The 19,182-nt window shown below is 54.2% G+C and carries 17 protein-coding genes; 16 read left to right on the top strand and 1 reads right to left on the bottom strand.

What is annotated here, in order from left to right; translation table 11 throughout:
• Window position 1: 1 nt before the first annotated feature.
• From xdhA to EI185_RS05160, 16 genes are all read left to right on the top strand, one after another.
• Entirely contained in the window at window positions 2–1,480 is a 1,479-nt protein-coding gene (xdhA, locus tag EI185_RS05230) for a xanthine dehydrogenase small subunit (protein WP_124704075.1), read from the top strand.
• The gene (gene xdhB, locus EI185_RS05225) at window positions 1,477–3,801 is read left to right on the top strand and encodes a xanthine dehydrogenase molybdopterin binding subunit (RefSeq protein WP_124704074.1); all 2,325 of its coding nucleotides are present in this window, start codon (window positions 1,477–1,479) and stop codon (window positions 3,799–3,801) included. Before xdhA ends, xdhB begins: the two co-directional genes overlap by 4 nt.
• Complete coding sequence (gene xdhC / locus EI185_RS05220) at window positions 3,798–4,868, top strand: xanthine dehydrogenase accessory protein XdhC (RefSeq protein WP_124704073.1); 1,071 nt, start codon at window positions 3,798–3,800, stop codon at window positions 4,866–4,868. Before xdhB ends, xdhC begins: the two co-directional genes overlap by 4 nt.
• A complete protein-coding gene (locus EI185_RS05215) occupies window positions 4,865–6,403 on the top strand; it encodes an ABC transporter ATP-binding protein (RefSeq protein WP_124704072.1) in 1,539 nt (512 codons plus the stop codon). Before xdhC ends, EI185_RS05215 begins: the two co-directional genes overlap by 4 nt.
• On the top strand, window positions 6,396–7,505 hold the full coding sequence (locus tag EI185_RS05210; protein WP_124704071.1) for an ABC transporter permease: 1,110 nt from the start codon (window positions 6,396–6,398) through the stop codon (window positions 7,503–7,505). Before EI185_RS05215 ends, EI185_RS05210 begins: the two co-directional genes overlap by 8 nt.
• A complete protein-coding gene (locus tag EI185_RS05205; protein WP_124704070.1) occupies window positions 7,502–8,428 on the top strand; it encodes an ABC transporter permease in 927 nt (308 codons plus the stop codon). Before EI185_RS05210 ends, EI185_RS05205 begins: the two co-directional genes overlap by 4 nt.
• Window positions 8,429–8,433: 5 nt before the next feature.
• Window positions 8,434–9,633 carry a urate hydroxylase PuuD gene (locus EI185_RS05200; protein ID WP_124704069.1) on the top strand — a complete coding sequence of 400 codons (1,200 nt, stop codon included), beginning with the start codon at window positions 8,434–8,436 and terminating at the stop codon, window positions 9,631–9,633.
• A complete protein-coding gene (gene guaD, locus EI185_RS05195; RefSeq protein WP_223247683.1) occupies window positions 9,630–10,979 on the top strand; it encodes a guanine deaminase in 1,350 nt (449 codons plus the stop codon). The genes EI185_RS05200 and guaD overlap by 4 nt, the downstream gene beginning before the upstream one ends.
• Window positions 10,972–11,094, top strand: coding sequence for a hypothetical protein (locus tag EI185_RS18330; protein WP_262982376.1), 123 nt, complete (start codon window positions 10,972–10,974; stop codon window positions 11,092–11,094). Before guaD ends, EI185_RS18330 begins: the two co-directional genes overlap by 8 nt.
• Before the next feature lie 4 nt (window positions 11,095–11,098).
• A complete protein-coding gene (locus EI185_RS05190) occupies window positions 11,099–12,511 on the top strand; it encodes an 8-oxoguanine deaminase (RefSeq protein ID WP_124704068.1) in 1,413 nt (470 codons plus the stop codon).
• A gap of 57 nt (window positions 12,512–12,568) precedes the next feature.
• A complete protein-coding gene (locus EI185_RS05185) occupies window positions 12,569–13,084 on the top strand; it encodes a nucleoside deaminase (RefSeq protein ID WP_124704067.1) in 516 nt (171 codons plus the stop codon).
• A 511-nt stretch (window positions 13,085–13,595) separates the two neighbouring features.
• Entirely contained in the window at window positions 13,596–14,378 is a 783-nt protein-coding gene (locus tag EI185_RS05180) for an ABC transporter ATP-binding protein (RefSeq protein ID WP_124704066.1), read from the top strand.
• A 2-nt stretch (window positions 14,379–14,380) separates the two neighbouring features.
• Entirely contained in the window at window positions 14,381–15,238 is an 858-nt protein-coding gene (locus EI185_RS05175; protein ID WP_124704065.1) for an ABC transporter permease, read from the top strand.
• Window positions 15,239–15,270: 32 nt separating this feature from the next.
• Window positions 15,271–16,251: an ABC transporter substrate-binding protein gene (locus EI185_RS05170; RefSeq protein ID WP_124704064.1), complete on the top strand. Its 981-nt coding sequence runs from the start codon at window positions 15,271–15,273 to the stop codon at window positions 16,249–16,251.
• A gap of 132 nt (window positions 16,252–16,383) precedes the next feature.
• Window positions 16,384–17,196 (top strand): sulfite exporter TauE/SafE family protein, encoded by an 813-nt coding sequence (locus EI185_RS05165; protein ID WP_124704063.1) that lies wholly within the window; start codon window positions 16,384–16,386, stop codon window positions 17,194–17,196.
• A gap of 19 nt (window positions 17,197–17,215) precedes the next feature.
• Window positions 17,216–18,571 carry an amidase gene (locus EI185_RS05160; RefSeq protein ID WP_124704062.1) on the top strand — a complete coding sequence of 452 codons (1,356 nt, stop codon included), beginning with the start codon at window positions 17,216–17,218 and terminating at the stop codon, window positions 18,569–18,571.
• A 42-nt stretch (window positions 18,572–18,613) separates the two neighbouring features.
• Here EI185_RS05160 and EI185_RS05155 read toward each other — a convergent pair whose 3' ends face one another.
• Window positions 18,614–18,949, bottom strand: coding sequence for a nitroreductase family protein (locus EI185_RS05155; protein ID WP_223247682.1), 336 nt, complete (start codon window positions 18,947–18,949; stop codon window positions 18,614–18,616).
• Between the last annotated feature and the right edge of the window lie 233 nt (window positions 18,950–19,182).

The following is a 19,182-nucleotide window of genomic DNA, read 5'->3' as shown; positions in this document are numbered from 1 at the left end:
CGTGGATGCTGACGACAACGGTATCCGCTTTGTGCTGGACGGCGAGGTGATCAAGGCGAGGGGCGTGCCACCGACGACCACGCTGCTTCAGTACCTGCGCGACACCCTCGGGCGTACAGGTACCAAAGAAGGTTGTGCCGAAGGCGATTGCGGAGCTTGCACCGTGGTCTTGGGCGAGTTGGAGGGAGAGAAAATTGCGTATCGCGCGGTCAATTCCTGCATCCGCTTTTTGCCCACGGTGGATGGCAAGGAGGTGGTGACCGTAGAGAGCCTTTCCCGCAACGATGCGCCACTGCATCCGGTACAGCAGGCCATGGTTGATCATCATGCTTCCCAATGCGGCTTTTGCTCACCCGGATTTGTCATGGCGTTGTTCGATGTTTATTTGAACCAGCCCGGCGCACGGCGCGCGCAAATAATGGATGCGTTAGCCGGTAACCTGTGCCGCTGCACAGGTTACCGCCCCATTATCGAAGCAGGGTGTCGGTTGAATGACTATGCGGCCCCAGCGAGCTGGAGCCAAACAGACGCGCAAGACGAATCCCGCAAGCAGCGGTTGCGTGCCCTGCAACGAACCGACAGCCTGCGCCTGAATGGGGATGCCTCTTTTCATGCTCCGCGTAGCCTGGATGAACTGGCGCAAAACTATCTGCGACACCCTGATGCCTTGCTGCTCGCCGGTGGTACTGACATTGGTTTGTGGGTTACAAAGCAGTTGCGTGCACTTCCCAGTTTGATTTATCTCGGCGAAGTCACAGAGTTGAAGCGAATAAATGAAACGAACGCTACGCTGGAAATTGGCGCTGCTGTGTGTCTGGCTGACGCCTATGCTGCGCTGGTCGTACATTATCCGATGCTGGACGAGTTGTACCGCCGCTTTGCTTCGCCGCCTATCCGCAATTCCGGCACCTTGTGCGGGAATCTAGCCAATGGTTCGCCCATTGGGGATTCCATGCCCATTCTCATCGCCTTGGGCGCCATCCTGAAGTTGCGCAGAGGTACCGAAACTCGCGCATTGGCGCTGGAGGATTTATACCTCGGCTACCAAGAAAAAGCGTTACAGCCGGGTGAGTTTGTCGAGGCGGTGAGCGTACCTTTGCCAATGCAGGGCCGCATCGTGGCTAGCTACAAAATTTCCAAGCGCGTAGACCAGGATATTTCAGCAGTGTGTGGTGCCTACGTGCTTGACATCGACAACGGTCACATCATCGCGGCGCGTATCGCATACGGTGGCATGGCGGCGACACCCAAGCGGGCTGTACAGACTGAAACCATGCTCACTGGACAGGCTTGGTCTCCATCCTCTATCGAGGCAGCGCTACCCGGGATTGCCCAGGATTTTGCACCGCTCAGCGACATGCGGGCAAGTGCTGCTTATCGGCTCAAGGTGGCGCAAAACCTGTTAAAGCGGTTGTATCTGGAACATGCCGAATCGACGACACTTTGTCGTGTGGAAAAAGTTTGCGGAGTCTCATCATGAACCCTGTGGTGAATCAGCCTGTTGCCCACGAAAGTGCCGCTTTGCATGTTTCTGGTCGGGCTTATTATTCGGACGATATCGCGCTACCAGCCAATGTGCTGCATGTAGCATTTGGCATGAGTGATATAGCGCATGGCCGTATCAAACACATGGACTTGTCAGCGGTCTTGAGTGCGCCGGGAGTGGTTCGGGTTTTTACCGCCATGGATATTCCAGGTGAGAACAACTATGGGCCGGTAATGCACGACGACCCAATCTTCGCCACAGACATCATCCAATTTCACGGCCAGCCTATTTTTGCCGTTGCGGCCAACTCGATTGATATGGCGCGCCGAGCAGCGAAACTTGCACGCATCGACTACGAACCGCTGCCGGCGATACTCGATATAGCAACTGCTTTGGCTGCCGACAGTTTCGTGTTGCCTACAGAAACATTGCGCCGAGGCGAGCCAGAAGCAGTTATTAGCGGGGCACCGCAGCGCTTATCCGGCGCGATTTCCATCGGCGGTCAAGACCATTTTTATCTTGAAGGACAGATTGCCTTTGCACTGCCTCAGGAAAATGGCGGCGTACTGGTCCATAGCTCCACCCAGCATCCCAGTGAGGTTCAGCACCTGGTTGCCCATGCCCTGGGCAAACATGCTCATGACGTAGTGGTGCAGTGTCGGCGCATGGGCGGTGGTTTCGGTGGCAAGGAAAGCCAGCCAGCTCTGTTTGCCTGCGTGGCTGCGCTTGTCGCCACGGCAACGGGTCGACCCGCCAAGGTGCGGTTGGACCGCGACGACGACATGGTGATGACCGGGAAACGCCATGACTTTATTGCAGAATACGACGTTGGTTTTGATGATAAAGGACGCATTCTCGGTCTGTCGCTAATGTTGGCTTCGCGCTGCGGTTACTCTGTTGATCTGTCAGGTCCGGTCAATGATCGTGCCATGTTTCACGCCGACAATTGCTATTTTCTGGAACACGTGCAAATCGTATCGCATCGTTGCAAGACGCATACGGTGTCGAATACGGCCTTCCGCGGTTTTGGCGGACCACAGGGGATGATGGCAATCGAAGCGGTGCTCGATGATATTGCACGCCATCTCGATCTTGACCCGCTGGCGGTGCGGCGTATCAATTTCTATGGCATCGGCGAGCGCAATGTTACCCCCTACCACATGCAGGTCGAAGACAACCTTGTGCACCGAATCGTCGACGATCTGGTAGTCAGCAGTGACTACACGTCACGCCGGACAGCTATCACCAAATTCAATGCCCATAACCCCATCATCAAACGTGGCATCGCATTGACGCCAGTCAAATTCGGCATCTCCTTTACTGCGACCCAATACAATCAGGCTGGAGCTTTGGTACAGGTGTATACCGACGGCAGTGTATTGCTGAACCACGGCGGCACAGAGATGGGGCAGGGGTTGTTTACCAAGGTCGCACAGGTCGTAGCCGACGAATTTGGTATCGTGCTGGATCAGGTACGGGTATCCACCACCGACACCAGCAAGGTACCCAACACGTCTGCGACCGCCGCGTCCTCAGGCAGTGATCTCAATGGCAAGGCTGCCCAGATAGCGGCGCGAATAATCAAGGAAAGACTGATTGCTTTCGCTGTCGAGAACTATCACGTACAGGCTCACGAGGTGGTCTTTGAAGCGGGGAAGGTACGTATTGGTGAAAACACTCTGGGATTCGATGCTTTCGTCCGCGATGCTTATTTGGCGCGTATTTCGCTATCGTCGACCGGCTTTTATCGCACGCCAAAAATTCACTACAACCGTAGTACCCTGCGTGGCCGGCCTTTTTTCTATTTTGCTTATGGTGCGGCCGTCACCGAGGTAGCAGTCGATACCCTGACTGGAGAGAACCGTATATTAAGGGTGGATATTCTTCATGACGTAGGAAAATCGCTCAACCCGGCTCTCGATATCGGCCAGATAGAAGGCGGTTTCCTACAAGGGGCAGGCTGGCTGACTAGCGAGGAATTATGGTGGAACAATCAAGGCGAACTCAAAACACATGCACCGTCCACCTACAAAATCCCGGCGGTAAGCGACTGGCCCGAGGATGCACGCGTCCGTCTGCTGGAAAACACGCCTAATACCGAAGACACCATCTTTCATTCCAAGGCAGTGGGCGAACCGCCATTGATGCTGGCAATATCTGTTTTCCATGCCTTGCGCGACGCTGTGGCCAGTGCGGCGGGACCCATAGCGGCAATGAATTTAACTGCCCCTGCCACGCCGCAGGCGATTTTGCATGCAATAGATGGCAACACGGAGTCAGTACGCAATCATGCCGTGGCCGAGGAATCGGTATGAAGCATTGGCTAGTCGACCTCGAACTCCTGTTAACTAATAAAAATGATGTCATCCGCGTGGTGGTGGCAGCTACCCGTGGTTCTGCGCCACGCGAGGCGGGTGCTTCAATGCTGGTGTATCGACATGGCACGTCAGGTACTCTGGGTGGAGGGCATCTGGAATTCAAAGCCATTGAATTGGCGCGCGACCTGCTTGACCAGTCCGGCAAACTATCACACTGCCAACGCTTCTCTCTAGGGGCCGCATTGGGGCAGTGTTGCGGCGGCATAGTCGACCTGTGGTGGGAGCGTTTTACAGCCGCAGATCTTGAATTTATTAGTGCTGCAAATATACAAATGCAACAGGCCAACCAGGTTGTGCTTGCTACTCTGGTAGAGGATAAAAATATCTCCCAGCGTACGCTATTTGTATCAGGTGTTCAGCACTCTGTCCCTGAATTTACAGAACTCAGCAGCTACGCCGAATCACTGATGCGCGCTGCGCCGGATTCATTACGTACCCGGTTGATGCATCGAGATGGAGGCAAGGTACTGCTCGAACGCCTGGATCGTGAACACACGCCACTGTGGATATTTGGAGCTGGCCATGTTGGCCAAGCCATAGTCGGTCTCTTGAGCAGTTTGCCTTTCGACATTACCTGGGTGGATTCCCGTGCCGGGGCTTTTCCAACATCTGCACACAACGGCGTCACCACGCTGGAGAGCGAAATACCTGCTGCCGAAGTGCGGTATGCGCCGGAAGATGCGTGGTTCCTGGTACTAACGCACGACCACGATCTCGATTACACAATCTGCCAAGCCATTCTGACGCATGAAACGAGAGGTTTCATCGGGCTGATCGGTTCGCGTACTAAGGCAGCCCGTTTTGACCATCGTCTGACACGACAGGGTTTTCAGGCTGAACGCATCACTTGCCCGATTGGTATTGCGGGTATTTCCGGCAAAGAGCCTGCCACGATTGCCGTTGCTGTCGTGGCTCAGCTGTTGCAGGAACGTGAAGCGCGGCAGCTTGCCGGGCATAGCACCAGTAGCAGTCTCCAACTTGCCATGGATAGTCAGCGATCATGAACATACAACTTTCTCACCCGCGTCTGGAATTGCGCGGCATCACCAAAATTTATCCTTCAGTGGTAGCGAATGAGAAGGTCGATTTGATTGTGTACCCCGGTGAGATCCATGCGGTGCTGGGGGAGAATGGAGCTGGCAAGAGCACGCTGATGAAGATCATCTACGGTGTGACCAGGCCTGATGCCGGCGAGATGTTGTGGGAGAACCGCGAAGTGCATATTGAATCACCGGCCGAAGCGCGGCGCATGGGTATCGGTATGGTGTTCCAGCATTTCTCCCTGTTCGAGACACTCACCGTGGCGGAAAACATTTCTCTTGCCCTGGATACGCCGATGGCATCTTCCGAGCTGGCGCAGCGCATCAGTGCAGTGTCTGAAGAATATGGCCTACCCATTGATCCGCACCGGTTGGTGCACAGCATGTCGGTCGGTGAGCGCCAGCGTGTTGAAATTGTACGTTGCCTGCTAAATCGTCCCCGACTGCTGATCATGGATGAGCCTACCTCGGTACTTACCCCGCAAGCTGTGCTCAAGCTGTTCGAAACTCTGCGTCGGCTGGCAGCCGAGGGCTGCAGCATTCTCTACATTAGCCACAAGCTGGACGAAATCCAGGCATTGTGCGATAGCGCCACGGTGCTGCGCAGCGGGTGTGTAACGGGCACAACGAGCCCCAAACAGGAAACCCGTGAATCGCTGGCGCGGATGATGATAGGCAAAGATTTGCCACACTGCCAAATGGATACCCGAACGCCCGGTGAAGTTCGTCTCAAAATCAATCAGCTCAGTCTGGCTACCGTTGATCCATTCGGTACGCATTTGCAAAATATCGACCTTGAAGTGCGCAGCGGTGAAATTGTCGGGATCGCCGGAATATCAGGTAATGGTCAGAAAGAATTATTAGCTGCTTTATCTGGGGAACAGCCTGCACAGCAGTCAGACACCACTCATATCAGCGGTACTGCAGCAGGAAAACTGAATCCGGCACAGCGACGTAAGTTGGGCCTGCGCTTTGTGCCGGAAGAGCGTTTGGGACGCGGTGCTGTGCCGTCATTGAGTCTGGGACTCAATGCGCTGATCACAGGTAGCGACAGCAGTATGGTCAAACGAGGGCTCATTGACCATTCCTCAGTGCGTGTTTTCGCCCAGGCTGTCATCAAACGTTTTAATGTGAAATGTGGCGGCGACAAGGCTTTAGCAAGCAGTCTATCGGGCGGGAATCTGCAAAAATTCATTGTTGGCCGCGAAATCATGTTCGCACCCAAGATGATGATCGTTGCCCAGCCCACCTGGGGTGTGGATATAGGAGCAGCACAACTGATACGACAGGCGCTGATTGAACTGAGAAATCAGGGGGTGGCTGTGCTGGTGGTGTCGGAAGAGTTGGAGGAGTTATTCATGATCTGCGATCGCATCGCGGTCATTGCCGACGGACGGCTTTCGCCGGTGGTAGCTGCTGTAGAAACCAGCGTGGCACAAATCGGCCTGTGGATGAGTGGCGAATTCACCCAGGATAATTCGGAGCTTGCTCATGCTTAGACTGGAACGCCGTGCCCATCCGTCAACATTAATGATGTTTGCTTCACCGCTGATTGCGGCAGTGTGCATGCTGATTACCGGCTATTTGTTATTTATCTTGTTGGGGAAGGATCCGCTGCATGCCTTTTGGATATTCTTTATCAAGCCTTTGACCACAGCCTATGGTATCGGTGAGTGGCTATTGAAAGCCACGCCGCTGATACTGTGCGGTCTGGGGTTGTCCATCGGGTTCCGTGCCAGTGTATGGAACATCGGTGCGGAAGGCCAGCTCACCATGGGCGCAATTGCAGCAGGGGGCGTGGCTTTGTATTTCCATGGCGTGGAGGCAACCTGGGTATTGCCGCTGATGGTTTGTGCGGGGGTGGCCGGTGGTATGGCCTGGGCAGCTATTCCGGCGTTCTTGCGTACCCGATTTCATACCAATGAAATACTGGTGAGTCTGATGTTGGTATATGTCGCTCAGCTATTTCTGGGTTACCTCGTTCAGGGTCCCTGGCGTGACCCCGATGGCTTTAACTTTCCCCAAACAAAAATGTTCACGGATGCAGAGATGCTGCCGCTTCTGGTTGATGGCTTGCGCACCAATCTGGCATTCGTCATCGCGTTGCTGCTGGTAGCAGTGTCGTGGTTTTTTTCGCATAAGATGTTTGCCGGTTTTCGCATGCAGGTAAGCGGCTTGGCGCCGGCAGCAGCGCGTTATGCCGGTTTTAGCGAGAAGCTCAATGTCTGGCTGGCACTGCTTATCGGCGGCGGGATGGCGGGGTTTGCGGGGATGGCTGAAGTGGCAGGTCCGATTGGTCAGTTGCAACCCACAATTTCGCCTGGCTACGGATTTGCTGCCATCATTGTTGCTTTCGTTGGTCGGCTTCATCCGCTCGGAGTACTGCTGGCAAGTTTGCTCATGTCTCTGCTTTATCTGGGTGGAGAAACAGCGCAGATGAACCTCGGTTTGCCTTCAGCAGTGACCGGACTCTTTCAAGGGTTGCTACTTTTTTACCTGCTTGCTGCAGATATCTTTATCACCTTCCGCCTCAAGTCACACTCGCGCCCCATGGAGCAGGTGAGGCCGGTTGATGCGTTGTTGCCCGAGGAGCTTATATGAGCGTTGAACAACTTATCCCCATTTTCGCCAGCACGGTTGCAGCCGCCACACCGCTGGCGTATGCCGCTTTTGGTGAGTTGGTGACTGAGCGTTCGGGAGTGCTCAATCTGGGCGTAGAAGGCATGATGCTGGTCGGCGCAGTGGCCGGCTTTGCTGTCGCTTTCCACACGGGTAGCCTGGGATTGGGTTTCGCTGCTGGCATGTTTTCAGGTGTTGCCCTGGCATTGATATTCGCGGTACTTACTCTCAGCCTGCAAACTAACCAGGTGGCCACGGGGCTTGCCTTAACCCTGTTCGGCGTGGGGCTGAGCGCTTTTGCCGGGCGTGATTATGTAGGTGTGACACTTGGCGGACTACAGCCGCTCACCATTCCATTGTTGAGTGATATCCCATTTTTCGGACCGTTATTATTTCACTTCGATATTCTGGTTTACGGTTCGATTGTGGCGTTATTCGCGCTGCAGTGGTTCTTCGGACGTTCACGCTGGGGACTGGTGTTGCGCGCAGTAGGCGAGTCGCCCGCATCGGCGCACGCAATCGGCTATTCAGTGATAGGCATACGCTACATGGCGGTGTTGTTTGGGGGAGCCATGAGCGGCTTGGCAGGAGCCTATCTATCGCTTGCCATTACCCCTTTATGGGTAGAGGGCATGACAGCGGGACGGGGCTGGATTGCACTTGCTCTGGTTGTTTTTGGTACATGGAAACCCATGCGTGTACTGCTGGGCGCATACCTGTTTGGTGGCGTTACCATCCTTCAATTTTATGGACAGGGCATGGGGATACATATTGCTTCCCAGCTACTCTCCATGTTGCCTTATCTGGTGACCATCTTTGTGCTGGTGTTGATCAGCCGAAATCCAAAAACTATCCTGCTTAATCAACCGATGTCCCTGGGACAGAGTTATTACCCTCACAGCTGAACAATATGAATCCTTACTGGCTGGACTGGCTTAATCTTTTGGGACGTTGGCTGCACCTGATTAGTGGCATCGCCTGGATAGGCGCTTCGTTTTATTTTGTCTGGCTGGATAACCATCTGCTCCAGCCAAAAAATCCGGATGATTCCGACAAAGGGATTGCCGGGGAAGTATGGTCAGTTCACGGCGGCGGTTTTTACCACGCGCAAAAATACCGTGTGGCACCGCAGTTATTGCCGGAGCCGTTGCACTGGTTCAAATGGGAAGCCTACACCACATGGTTATCGGGCTTTTTCATGTTGTGCCTGGTTTACTATGTAGGGGCGGGGACCTATCTGATTGATCCTGCGGTAGCCGCGCTTTCACCAATGGAGGCCATTACTATTGGTCTCGGTACCCTGGTGTTGGGTTGGCTGTTTTACGACGGCTTGTGTCGTTCTCCCCTGGGGCGAAATGACCGCCAGCTTGGGCTGGCGGTAGCAATGCTGGCTGCCGCTGCTGCGTGGGGGTTGTGCCATGTATTTAGTGGTCGCGGCGCCTTCATTCACTATGGCGCCATGCTCGGTACTCTGATGGTCGCCAACGTATTTTTTGTCATTATCCCCGGTCAGCGCGAGCTGATAAAAGCCAAACTGGCAGGCCGCGAACCCGACCCCGCGCCAGGATTAAAGGCCAGGCAACGTTCGCTGCATAACACCTACTTCACCTTGCCGGTGATATTCACCATGATGAGCAATCACTATGCGATGGTGTTTAATCACCCGTATAACTGGGTGCTTCTTATCGCCATTTCCATTGCGGGTGCAGCTATTCGCGTGTATTTCGTCGCTCGTCACAAAGGGCACGCCTCACCGGTGCCGATAGTGCTGGGGGTGGTTCTGCTGGCTGGTGTAGCGTTTGCCATCTCTCCTGCATCCGCACCCCAGGCTGTCGCTTCTGTGAATACCGCCGATCAGTTTGCACAGGTAGTACATATCGTGCAAAACCGTTGTGCAAGTTGTCATGCCGAGAAAGTTACCCAGGCAGGTTTTGTTGCTGCACCCAAGGGTGTGATGCTGGATACGCCTGAGCGTATCGCCTCCCACGCCACACAGATTTATCAGCAGGTATCCAGTCGGGCCATGCCGCTCGGAAATCTGACAGGCATGACCGATCAGGAACGGCAATTTATTGTTGCCTGGGGGATTGCCGGGGGCCCCTCTAAATGAGCATGACGGCAGCAGTATGTAATGCCTTTCGTGGGTCTATCCTGCATTTTCTCGCCAACCCCGGTGAGGCGGGTGCTGACCACTCCTATCAGTTTATCCCGGACGGCTTGATGGTCGTGGAGAATGGCCGCGTGCTCGCGCTTGGTGGCTACGCAGAATTGCACCCCACGCTGCCGGCCGGCACACAGCTTACCGACTACTCGGGCCGGATGATTTTGCCGGGCTTCATCGATACCCATATCCACTATTCCCAGACAGATGTCATCGCCTCGCCGGGGAAGCAACTACTGGACTGGCTGGAGCATTACACCTTTCCCGCCGAAGGTCGTTTCGACGACATGAACCACGCGACAGAAGTCGCTGGATTCTTCCTTGACGAATTGCTGCGCAACGGCACCACAACAGCGTTAGTGTTTGGCACGACCCACCGTCAATCGCTGGATGCCTTCTTCGCCGTAGCTGGGCAGCGAGCCCTGCGCATGGTGGCGGGCAAAGTGCTGATGGATCGTAACTGCCCCGAGTTTTTGCGCGATACACCTGATAGCGCGTATGCCGATTCGGCAGCGCTGATAGAACGCTGGCACGGACAAGGGCGACTGGGGTATGCCATCACCCCGCGCTTCGCCGTTACCTCGTCGGATGCGCAACTAGCCCAAGTGGGCGAGCTAGCACGCAACTATCCCGAGGTGCATATCCACACCCACCTCGCGGAAAATATGGACGAAGTGGCATGGGTGACCAGGCTGTTTCCGTGGAGCCGGAGTTACCTTGACGTCTACGACCACTATGGCCTGTTGCGCGAGCGTGCCGTCTACGCGCACTGTATCCATCTCGATGAAGACGACCGTCAGCGCATGGTGGATAGCGGCGCGACAGCCGCTTTCTGCCCCACCTCGAACCTGTTTCTGGGCAGCGGTTTGTTTGATCTTGCCGGGGCACTGGATTCAGGTATGCGCGTGGGCGTGGCTACCGATGTAGGCGGCGGTACCAGTTTCAGCATGCTGCGCACCCTGGGTGAATCATACAAAGTGGCACAGCTGCGGGGTTACACCCTGTCACCTTTACAGGCTTTCTATCTGGCCACCCTGGGCAATGCCAAAGCTCTGGGGTTGGATGACAATATTGGTAACCTGGCTCCCGGTAAAGAAGCCGATTTTATCGTGCTGGATCCCGAATCAACACCGCTCATGGCGCGGCGCATGCGCAGTGCGACGACCCTGATCGAACGCCTGTTCATATTTATGACGCTGGGTGATGATCGGGCTGTGGCAGCCACCTATATTCTCGGGGAACTTGTCCATACACGAGCATGCTTGCCCAGTGCAGAGAATCTATCCAATGAATGACTCACTTGCTGCGGGAATGAAATTGTCACTGGCAAGCGACCGCCGGTCTGTTGTTTATCGCCGCTATTTGAGCCAAAAAAATCTGCGCTACGGCGTGCTTTCTGCTGAGAAATAAATAGATGATTAATCGGATACTGATCCACGATGCCGAGGTGGTGGTGACCATGAATGCAACTCGTGAAGAGTTGCCTCGCGCCAGTGTCCTGGTCGAGGGTGACACGATCCTGAGGCTGGGTGCAGCCACGGAAATCGATGCATGGATAGCGCAAGACCCTGCTTTTCGCTACCCACATCGCACCATTGATGCCAGGGGCTGTGTGGTGATGCCCGGGCTGGTCAATTGCCATCATCATCTCTACCAGACCCTCACGCGTGCGATTGGCACCGGGCAGGGCAGGGTGCTGTTTGACTGGCTGAAAATGCTTTACCCGGTATGGGCTGAAATGGATCCGGAAGCGATACACGTCAGTACCCAGGTTGGACTGGCTGAACTGCTGCTATCCGGTGCCACCACCGTGGCGGATCACCTTTATCTGTTTCCAAATGGCACGCGGCTGGACGACGAAATTGCCGCCGCACGCGAGCTCGGTGTGCGATTTCATCCCACGCGCGGCAGCATGAGCCTGGGCGAGAGCCAGGGAGGGCTGCCACCAGACAGGGTAGTAGAAAACGAGGCCGCTATTCTTGAGGACAGCCAGCGCGTCATTGAGACTTTTCATGATGCCGCGCCGCGTTCCATGCTGCGCATCGGTCTTGCGCCCTGTTCGCCTTTCAGCGTGAGTGCAGACCTGATGCGTGAGAGTGCACGCCTGGCGCGTACTTATCAGCGCGTTGGTTTGCATACCCACCTTGCCGAAACCCTGGACGAGGATCGCTTCTGCCTTGAAAAATTCGGAAAACATCCCCTGGACTATGCCGAATCAGTCGAGTGGATGGGGAGTGACGTCTGGTTCGCCCACATGGTGCACCCCAGCGAATCTGACATGGGCCGGCTGGCCCACCATTGCAGTGGTGTCTGTCACTGTGCCAGCAGCAACATGATTCTCGCCTCGGGCATCGCACCAGTGCGGCGCATGCTGGACTTGGGTGTGCGTGTGGGATTAGGGGTAGATGGCTCCGCAAGTAACGACGGCAACCATATGCTGGGCGAGGCGCGCCAAGCCATGCTGCTGCAGCGCGTAGGCTGGCCCGGCTTTGAGTCGCGTGCTGATCGCCTGTCTGCACGGGAGGCGCTGGAACTCGCTACTCTGGGTGGAGCGCGTGTGCTGCAACGCGACGACATTGGCAGCCTGGAACCGGGCAAAGCCGCTGATCTGGTGGCCTTTCGTGTGGATGACCTGGGTCACGCCGGTGCGCTGGGAGATCCGGTCGCTTCGCTGCTGACTTGCGCACCCGGCCGTGTCTGGCTTTCTGTCATTAATGGCAAGATCGTGGTCGAGAATAGCGAGCTGAAAGGCATGGATATGGCAGCGCTGATCAAACGCCATAACGCGGCCAGTATGGGCATGTTAAAAAGAGCAGGGCTGGTTTGAAATGCTTATTCCTTTGGGGCAGCACCTTGGCTATGAGAGAAATCAGAAGTCTCGACCATGACCGATAATTCCATCATCCTGCCCCCGCAGGGCTTTTCCCCCACGCGCGAACAGATGCTGCGGCATCTGCGCAGATCCAACGAGGTAGCCCAGCGCGCTGTTAACCTCGGTTGTCACCCGTTCGGTGCGATCCTGGTAGGCCCGGATCAGGAGACGATCCTGCTTGAGCAGTGCAACATCGATACGGTGAATCATGCGGAGTCAACGCTGGCACGAATCGCCGCGAGCAATTTCTCGCCGGAGTATCTATGGAGTTGCACGCTCTATACCGCCGTCGAACCCTGCTGCATGTGCGCCGGCACCGCCTATTGGGCAAATATCGGCCGCATCGTATACGGCATGACCGAGCGCCAGCTCTTGCAGGAAACAGGGGGCCACAAAGAAAATCAGACGATGAGCGTGCCCTCTCGCTATGTGTTCGACCACTGCCAGAAACCAGTGGAACTGATCGGCCCGGTCGAGGAAGTTGTGGAAGAAACGCTTCGCCTGCATCGTTCATTCTGGCAGAAATAGGAACAGATTCAGATACAAAACCACGCCGAGCTGATTTTTGTGATGGAATGGCTCAGATCGACCACTATGCATAGAAGCGAACTACGTATAGTTGAAGAGCCTATCCCCAGTGTATCCGCATCACGCCGACCCTTTGCAATGTAATCGTACGATCTGCTTGCGCCGATCTGCCATCGTTCCAACGTCTGAAATCTTGCGTCTTCTTTGTACATACTGGTCGGGCTGATTTGATCGGTAAAATTCAAAATTCAAAATTTAAAATTTAAACTTCATCGTCCTGAGTCAACAAACATAATTTTAAATGCACTTAAATGGGGCCCAAAATAATTTTTCTTTGGTTAACTGGTTCCACTTAAAGGGAAGATCATTTTATTTATAACCAATTGTTATGAATATATTAGTTCTTTGAATCCAAAGTGTATTCGGCATCTCGCAACCTTGGTTTCCGCGTTGGCATGAATACTGCTTTTAGTCAGATCATGAACATGGCCAATGTCGCAGGTTCCCAATAATGAATACAGCTGTTCCGAAATTATCCTTGCGCAACGTCACAAAGACCTTCCCTGCAAAAGGTGGAGACGTCAATGTGCTCAACAAGCTTAGTTTTGATGTGTACGACCAGGATTTCGTAAGCATCATCGGGCCGAGCGGATGTGGAAAGAGCACCGTGTTCAATATCATTGCAGGGCTCTTGCATCCCGATGAGGGTGAAATCCGAATGGATGGCGAGGTCGTAAACGGCCTGAGGGGAAAAGTCGGTTATATGCTGCAAAAAGACCTGCTTTTTCCATGGCGTACCGTACTCGAAAACGTAGTTCTGGGACTTGAGGTGCGGGGTACACCTTTGAGTGAGTCCAGGGAAATTGCGATGGAATACATTTATACCTACGGGTTGGCCGGCTTCGAGCATGCTTATCCGAAGGCGTTGTCCGGTGGAATGAAGCAAAGGGTCGCGCTGATTCGAACGCTGATTTACGACCCCCAGGTCATTCTGTTGGACGAACCATTCTCAGCACTCGATTATCAGACGAGACTTTATCTTGAAGGCGTCCTGGTCGAAGCCGTAGAAACATTCAAGAAGACGGTGATATTGGTAACCCATGATATTGACGAGGCTGTCGCGTTATCCAAGAGAGTCGTCGTATTAAGTTCACGCCCCGGCACTGTGAAAGCCGTTCACGAGATAGGCCTCTCACAGCGAACCCCTATTGAGTCTCGCAGCGATCCTCGCTTTTCAGGTTATTTTCATGCGCTTTGTGCAGAGCTGGACATTCAGACCAAGGTCGGGAGTTAAACATGGATGAGGTTTTGGCGAGGCAGTCGAACGACGCCGAAAAAATTAAGCGGCCTGCAAAATTTTTGACACCACAGTTAAAGGCAACCGCTTCGACCCTCTCTATCCAGCTCGGGATGGTATTCGCGTTTTTGTTGATCTGGCAGTTCGTGGTTGAACGGGGTTGGATTTCAGCATTTCTTGCGGGTTCTCCGGCCGGAATTTTCAGCAAACTATTGGAGGCTGTGAACAATGGCTCTCTGTGGGATAACGCCAAAGCTACGGTGATTGAAGCTATTGCAGGTTTTCTGATTGGAAGCCTGCTAGGTTCGTTGCTCGGATTGTCTTTGTGGTACTCCTCGTTTTTTGCCAGAGTAGTGGAACCATTCATCGTCGCTATTAACAGCGTTCCGAAAATCGCTTTCGCGCCGATTGTGATCCTTTGGTTCGGCACGGGTATGGTCTCCAAGATCATGCTGGCTACTTCAATGACGTTCATCATTGCCCTGATTGCGGCCTATGAGGCGGCAAAAAATGCGGATCGCGACTTGCAGTCGCTGATGCTGGCTTTAGGGTCGACAAAACACCAATTGTTTTTCAAGGTCGTGGTTCCTTATTCCCTTCCCGCCATCATTGCCACTTTCCGAATCAATATCGGATTCGGTTTGGTCGGAGCGGTAGTCGGAGAATTCATTTCTTCCTCGCACGGCCTCGGCCACATGATCTTCACTGCTTCTTCGTTCTACGACCTGGATACCGTTTGGGTAGGCCTCTTTACCCTGATGCTTGTCGGTTTCATTTTGTACTACGTAGTTGATCGCGTGGAGCGCCGCCTGCTTCCCTGGAAGCAGGCCGATTCAGGCCAGCGTTTTAGGGTTTAAATCAGTTTCTTTTCAACAAGAGGGAGAAATCCATGAGCTTCAAATTTCCAAGGTTTGCCTCTGTCCTATTGATTGCTGCTTTGGTAGCAATTCCTGGTACATCTTCGGCTGAAGTGGCACCGAAAAAGGTAATCGTTTCACAAGCGTTCCAGTCGCTGCTGTATTTGCCGTTCTATGTGGCCATGGATAAGGGATTTTTCAAAAAGGAAGGATTGGATGTGGAGAAGCAGACAGCGGGTTCGCCCAGTGTTGCGCTGGCATCAGTCATTTCCGGTAGTGCTGATTTTTCTATCCATGGCCCGGAATGGACGGCTATCGCCATTTCCAAAGGTGCGCCGTTGCAAATTGTTTCCAATGTGGTCAACCGGGCAGCTGTGTGGATAGCAGCGCAGCCGGGTTTCAAGTATTCCAACGTGGAGAACCTAAAGGGCGAGACAATTTCGACGGGCATGATGCCTACGACGAGTACGTCGCTATTCATCAAGTTGATGAAGGAAAAGGGTATCGAACCTAACAAGGACCTGAAAATGATTCAGGTCCAGATTGGCTCCGAAATAGGTCCATTATTAGCCAATCAGGCCAAGGTGGCGGTGATGTACGAGCCAGGGCTTGATCAGGCTGTCAGCAAGGGTATGAACGTCATTCTCGGTTTCCCGAAAATGTATGGCCCATATGCGTTTTCTTCTGTGACAACTAAAAAAAATACCGACCCGGATGCGATTCAAAGATTTGTAAACGGCATGGAATTGGCGATGCGTTATATCACTACTGATCCCGAGGGTGCCACTAAAATCGCCCAGGCCGAGTTTCCAACACTGGATCCTAAAGTCGTTGAATCAGCGGTCAAGCGCATGATTGCAGATAGTGTCTATCCGAAGAGCGTTGCCACAACGGCAGAGGCCTTTGACACAGGCATGAAAACCCAGGTTTATCTCGGCAACTTGAAAGAAGTGCCGGCATATAAAAATGTCATCAATACGGCCTTTTCGGACAAAGCGATTGCGATGAAATAATTTTGTTGCCAACGCTTTCCTGGTCCAGAGCGCGATCGGGTCGGTGGTCTCAATGGCCGCACCAATCCCGCCGCGTCTTGGACCACTAATGCCTCCAAGCCCTGGGCGCCCAGCCCACCATCCTGGCCCAATATGCTGACATTCTCGATTTTTTCCATTTTTGTAACGGGTGGACTGGCCGCAGGATTTTTGACTGGGCTGCTGGGAATCGGGGGTGGCGCGGTCATGGTGCCGATTCTTTATCATTCGTTCTTGTCTTGGGGTTGGGAACCGCGGGTGGCGGTTAGCACCGCGATCGCCACAAGTCTTTCCGTCATGATTTTTAGCGGTGCCAAAACCACGTGGGAATATCGGCGCCAGGGACTGATAGATTGGAGGTTGTTACGCTGGGTAGTGCTCGGTTCAATTGCCGGAACCGCCAGCGGTGCACATCTGATGTTGGCGGCTGACGAACGTACGATCCGGCTGGGGTTTGGGTTGTTGATGTGGCTGCTTGCCCTGCTGACAATTGCTCCCGTTTACCCGTTGAGCCGCGTTGCACAGGAAGTACCTGAACGTCGGGCCACGTATTTCGCTGTAGGCATTTTGGCTGGACTTCTGGCGGCAATGTTTGGCGTGGGCGGTGGCGCCATACTGGTGCCGGCGCTTGTTCTGCTGGCACGCGTTTCGATACACAAGGCGATTGCCTCTTCCGCTGCCGCAATTGTATTTTCTGCATTATTGAGTACCTCTGACTACGTGTATCAAGGGTGGAGCAGCCATTCGATAGAGACTGGGACACTTGGTTGGATATTCCTGCCGGCAATGCTGATACTGGGGGTTGCCTCTCTGATTTCGGTGCCTTACGGAACAAAGCTGGCACTACGGATGGCTCCGCAGAACTTGAAATACGGGCTTGCCACCCTGCAAGCCGGCATCGGCATAAAAATTATTTTCTTTGGGTAAGAATAAAAAGGTATTGAGAATGGAATTGTATGAACTCGGTTTGTTGGACGCGTTAAAGGGGATACGCGAGCGCAGTTTTTCCAGCGAAGAGCTGACTCGCGCCTGTCTCGTCCGGGCGGAAAGCTTGGAGGACAAGATTAAGGCGTGGGAGTGGCTGGATCCGGAGTTCGCACTCCAATGCGCCCGTGAAGCCGACCGTCAGTTGGCGGACGGGCGGCCGCCCGGCAGTTTGCACGGTATCCCGGCGGGAATGAAAGACATTGTCTCGACCAGGGGGATGCCCACTTCGATGGGATCGCCCATCTATGCCGGGCATGTCCCTTCTCAATCCGCGACTGTTGTTCAGCTCCTGCACGCTGCAGGCGCGTTTGTGATGGGCAAAACAGTGACTACCGAGTTCGCCTGGCGCCATCCCGGAAAAACCCGCAATCCATGGAATCTTGGGCATACCCCGGGCGGTTCGTCGAGCGGATCGGCCGCCGCAGTTGCCGCAGGCTGTGTACCTGCTGCTTTTGGCACACAGACGGTTGGTTCCGTCATTCGTCCTGCAGCTTATTGCGGGGTGGTAGGATACAAACCCAGCTACGGCCTTATTTCCAGAACCGGGGTTCATCCCCTGAGTCCAACGCTGGATCATGTAGGCGTTTTCGCACGTAGCATAGGGGATGCTGCATTCCTTGCATCTTGCCTGAGCGGTTTTGATCGCGGCGATCCCCATAGTCTTTTGGTGAATCCCATGCAAGCCTGTTCCGCAGACGCCACGGAATGGGGCCAGCCGCCTCGACTTGCAGCGATACAAACGCCTGTATGGGATTTGGCCGACGACGTGCAGAAAGCCATGTTCAAAAAGAACGTGGCGCAGCTTGCCGAGGCTGGCGCGGTAGTACATTGGATAGAGTTGCCGAACTCCTTTGACCGTGCCCTTGATGTGTTGAGGACTATCCTGTTCGCCGAAGGCGCGCAAATCTATGCTCCTCTACAGGCGCAATATCCGGGCAAAACCAGCAAGCCGCTGGATTTTCTGATAGAAACCGGGCTTAAAGTTTCAGCCGTCCAATATCTTGAAGCGCTGAAGGCTGCCGAGGAAATGCGCGCGCAGCTAGCAGACTTATTCGGCAGGTTTGACGGCATTGTAACGCCCCCTGCAACAGGGGAAGCGCCAAAAACCTTGAGCGACACCGGCGATGCGAGTTTCTGCGGCATCTGGACCCTGATGGGTGTGCCGGCCATAAGCTTCCCCGTCGGGCATGGGCCAAACGGGTTGCCGTTGGGCCTGCAAGTGGTGGGTCCGTATCTGAACGATAGCAAGACGTTGAAAGTGGCCGCCTGGTGCAACCAACAAATAGGATATAACGCAGGTTTTCCACTGGGTTAGATTACCGTCCATAATCAGTATCCGGAGTAGAGGCTTAGGATATCAGGGCGCAGATTCTGCACCCTCGATGAGGGCCAGATGATCCGGGTAACGGCGGTGGACATCCACCAGCTGATAGCCCACCGTAAAGTGGTAGAGCGATGGGGATGTCGTGCCATGTAGTTGTAGTCCCAGCAGTTCGTGGCAGTCGTCATCGAAGTAGCAGCCGATTCCGGTTCCGCGCAAGCCGGCGGCTTCCGCCTCCAGGTAGAGTACTTGTCCCAACAGGCCAGCCTCGCAATGCAGTTGTCGATAACGCCATCGGGCCTCTTGCAGTGGCGCGCCGAACTCCGCCACCATCGCCAGCGTGAAAATGCAGAACTCGGCTTGACCGTTCAACAATTCTTCAAGAAACTGATGACGAAATTTGTCTTCGCTCGGCTATTTTCTTGCTTCTTCATGCTTTACTTGACAATACCGACGCGATGCTTCAAAGAGCCCTCATCGAAAAGAGTCGGGAAGGTATTTCTGGACTTGTCCCAATACTGTTCGGTTAACTATCTTTATGCCACACTACGCTCATCGTCTTTCTGGAGCGAGCCATGGCGCGAACCAAAGCGGTATTGGGAGCG

It is taken from the genome of Sulfuriferula multivorans (genome assembly GCF_003851125.1).
Lineage (GTDB): Bacteria > Pseudomonadota > Gammaproteobacteria > Burkholderiales > Sulfuriferulaceae > Sulfuriferula > Sulfuriferula multivorans.
The sequence above is the reverse complement of the archived record's forward strand: the minus strand, read 5'-3'. Positions and strand labels throughout refer to the sequence as shown.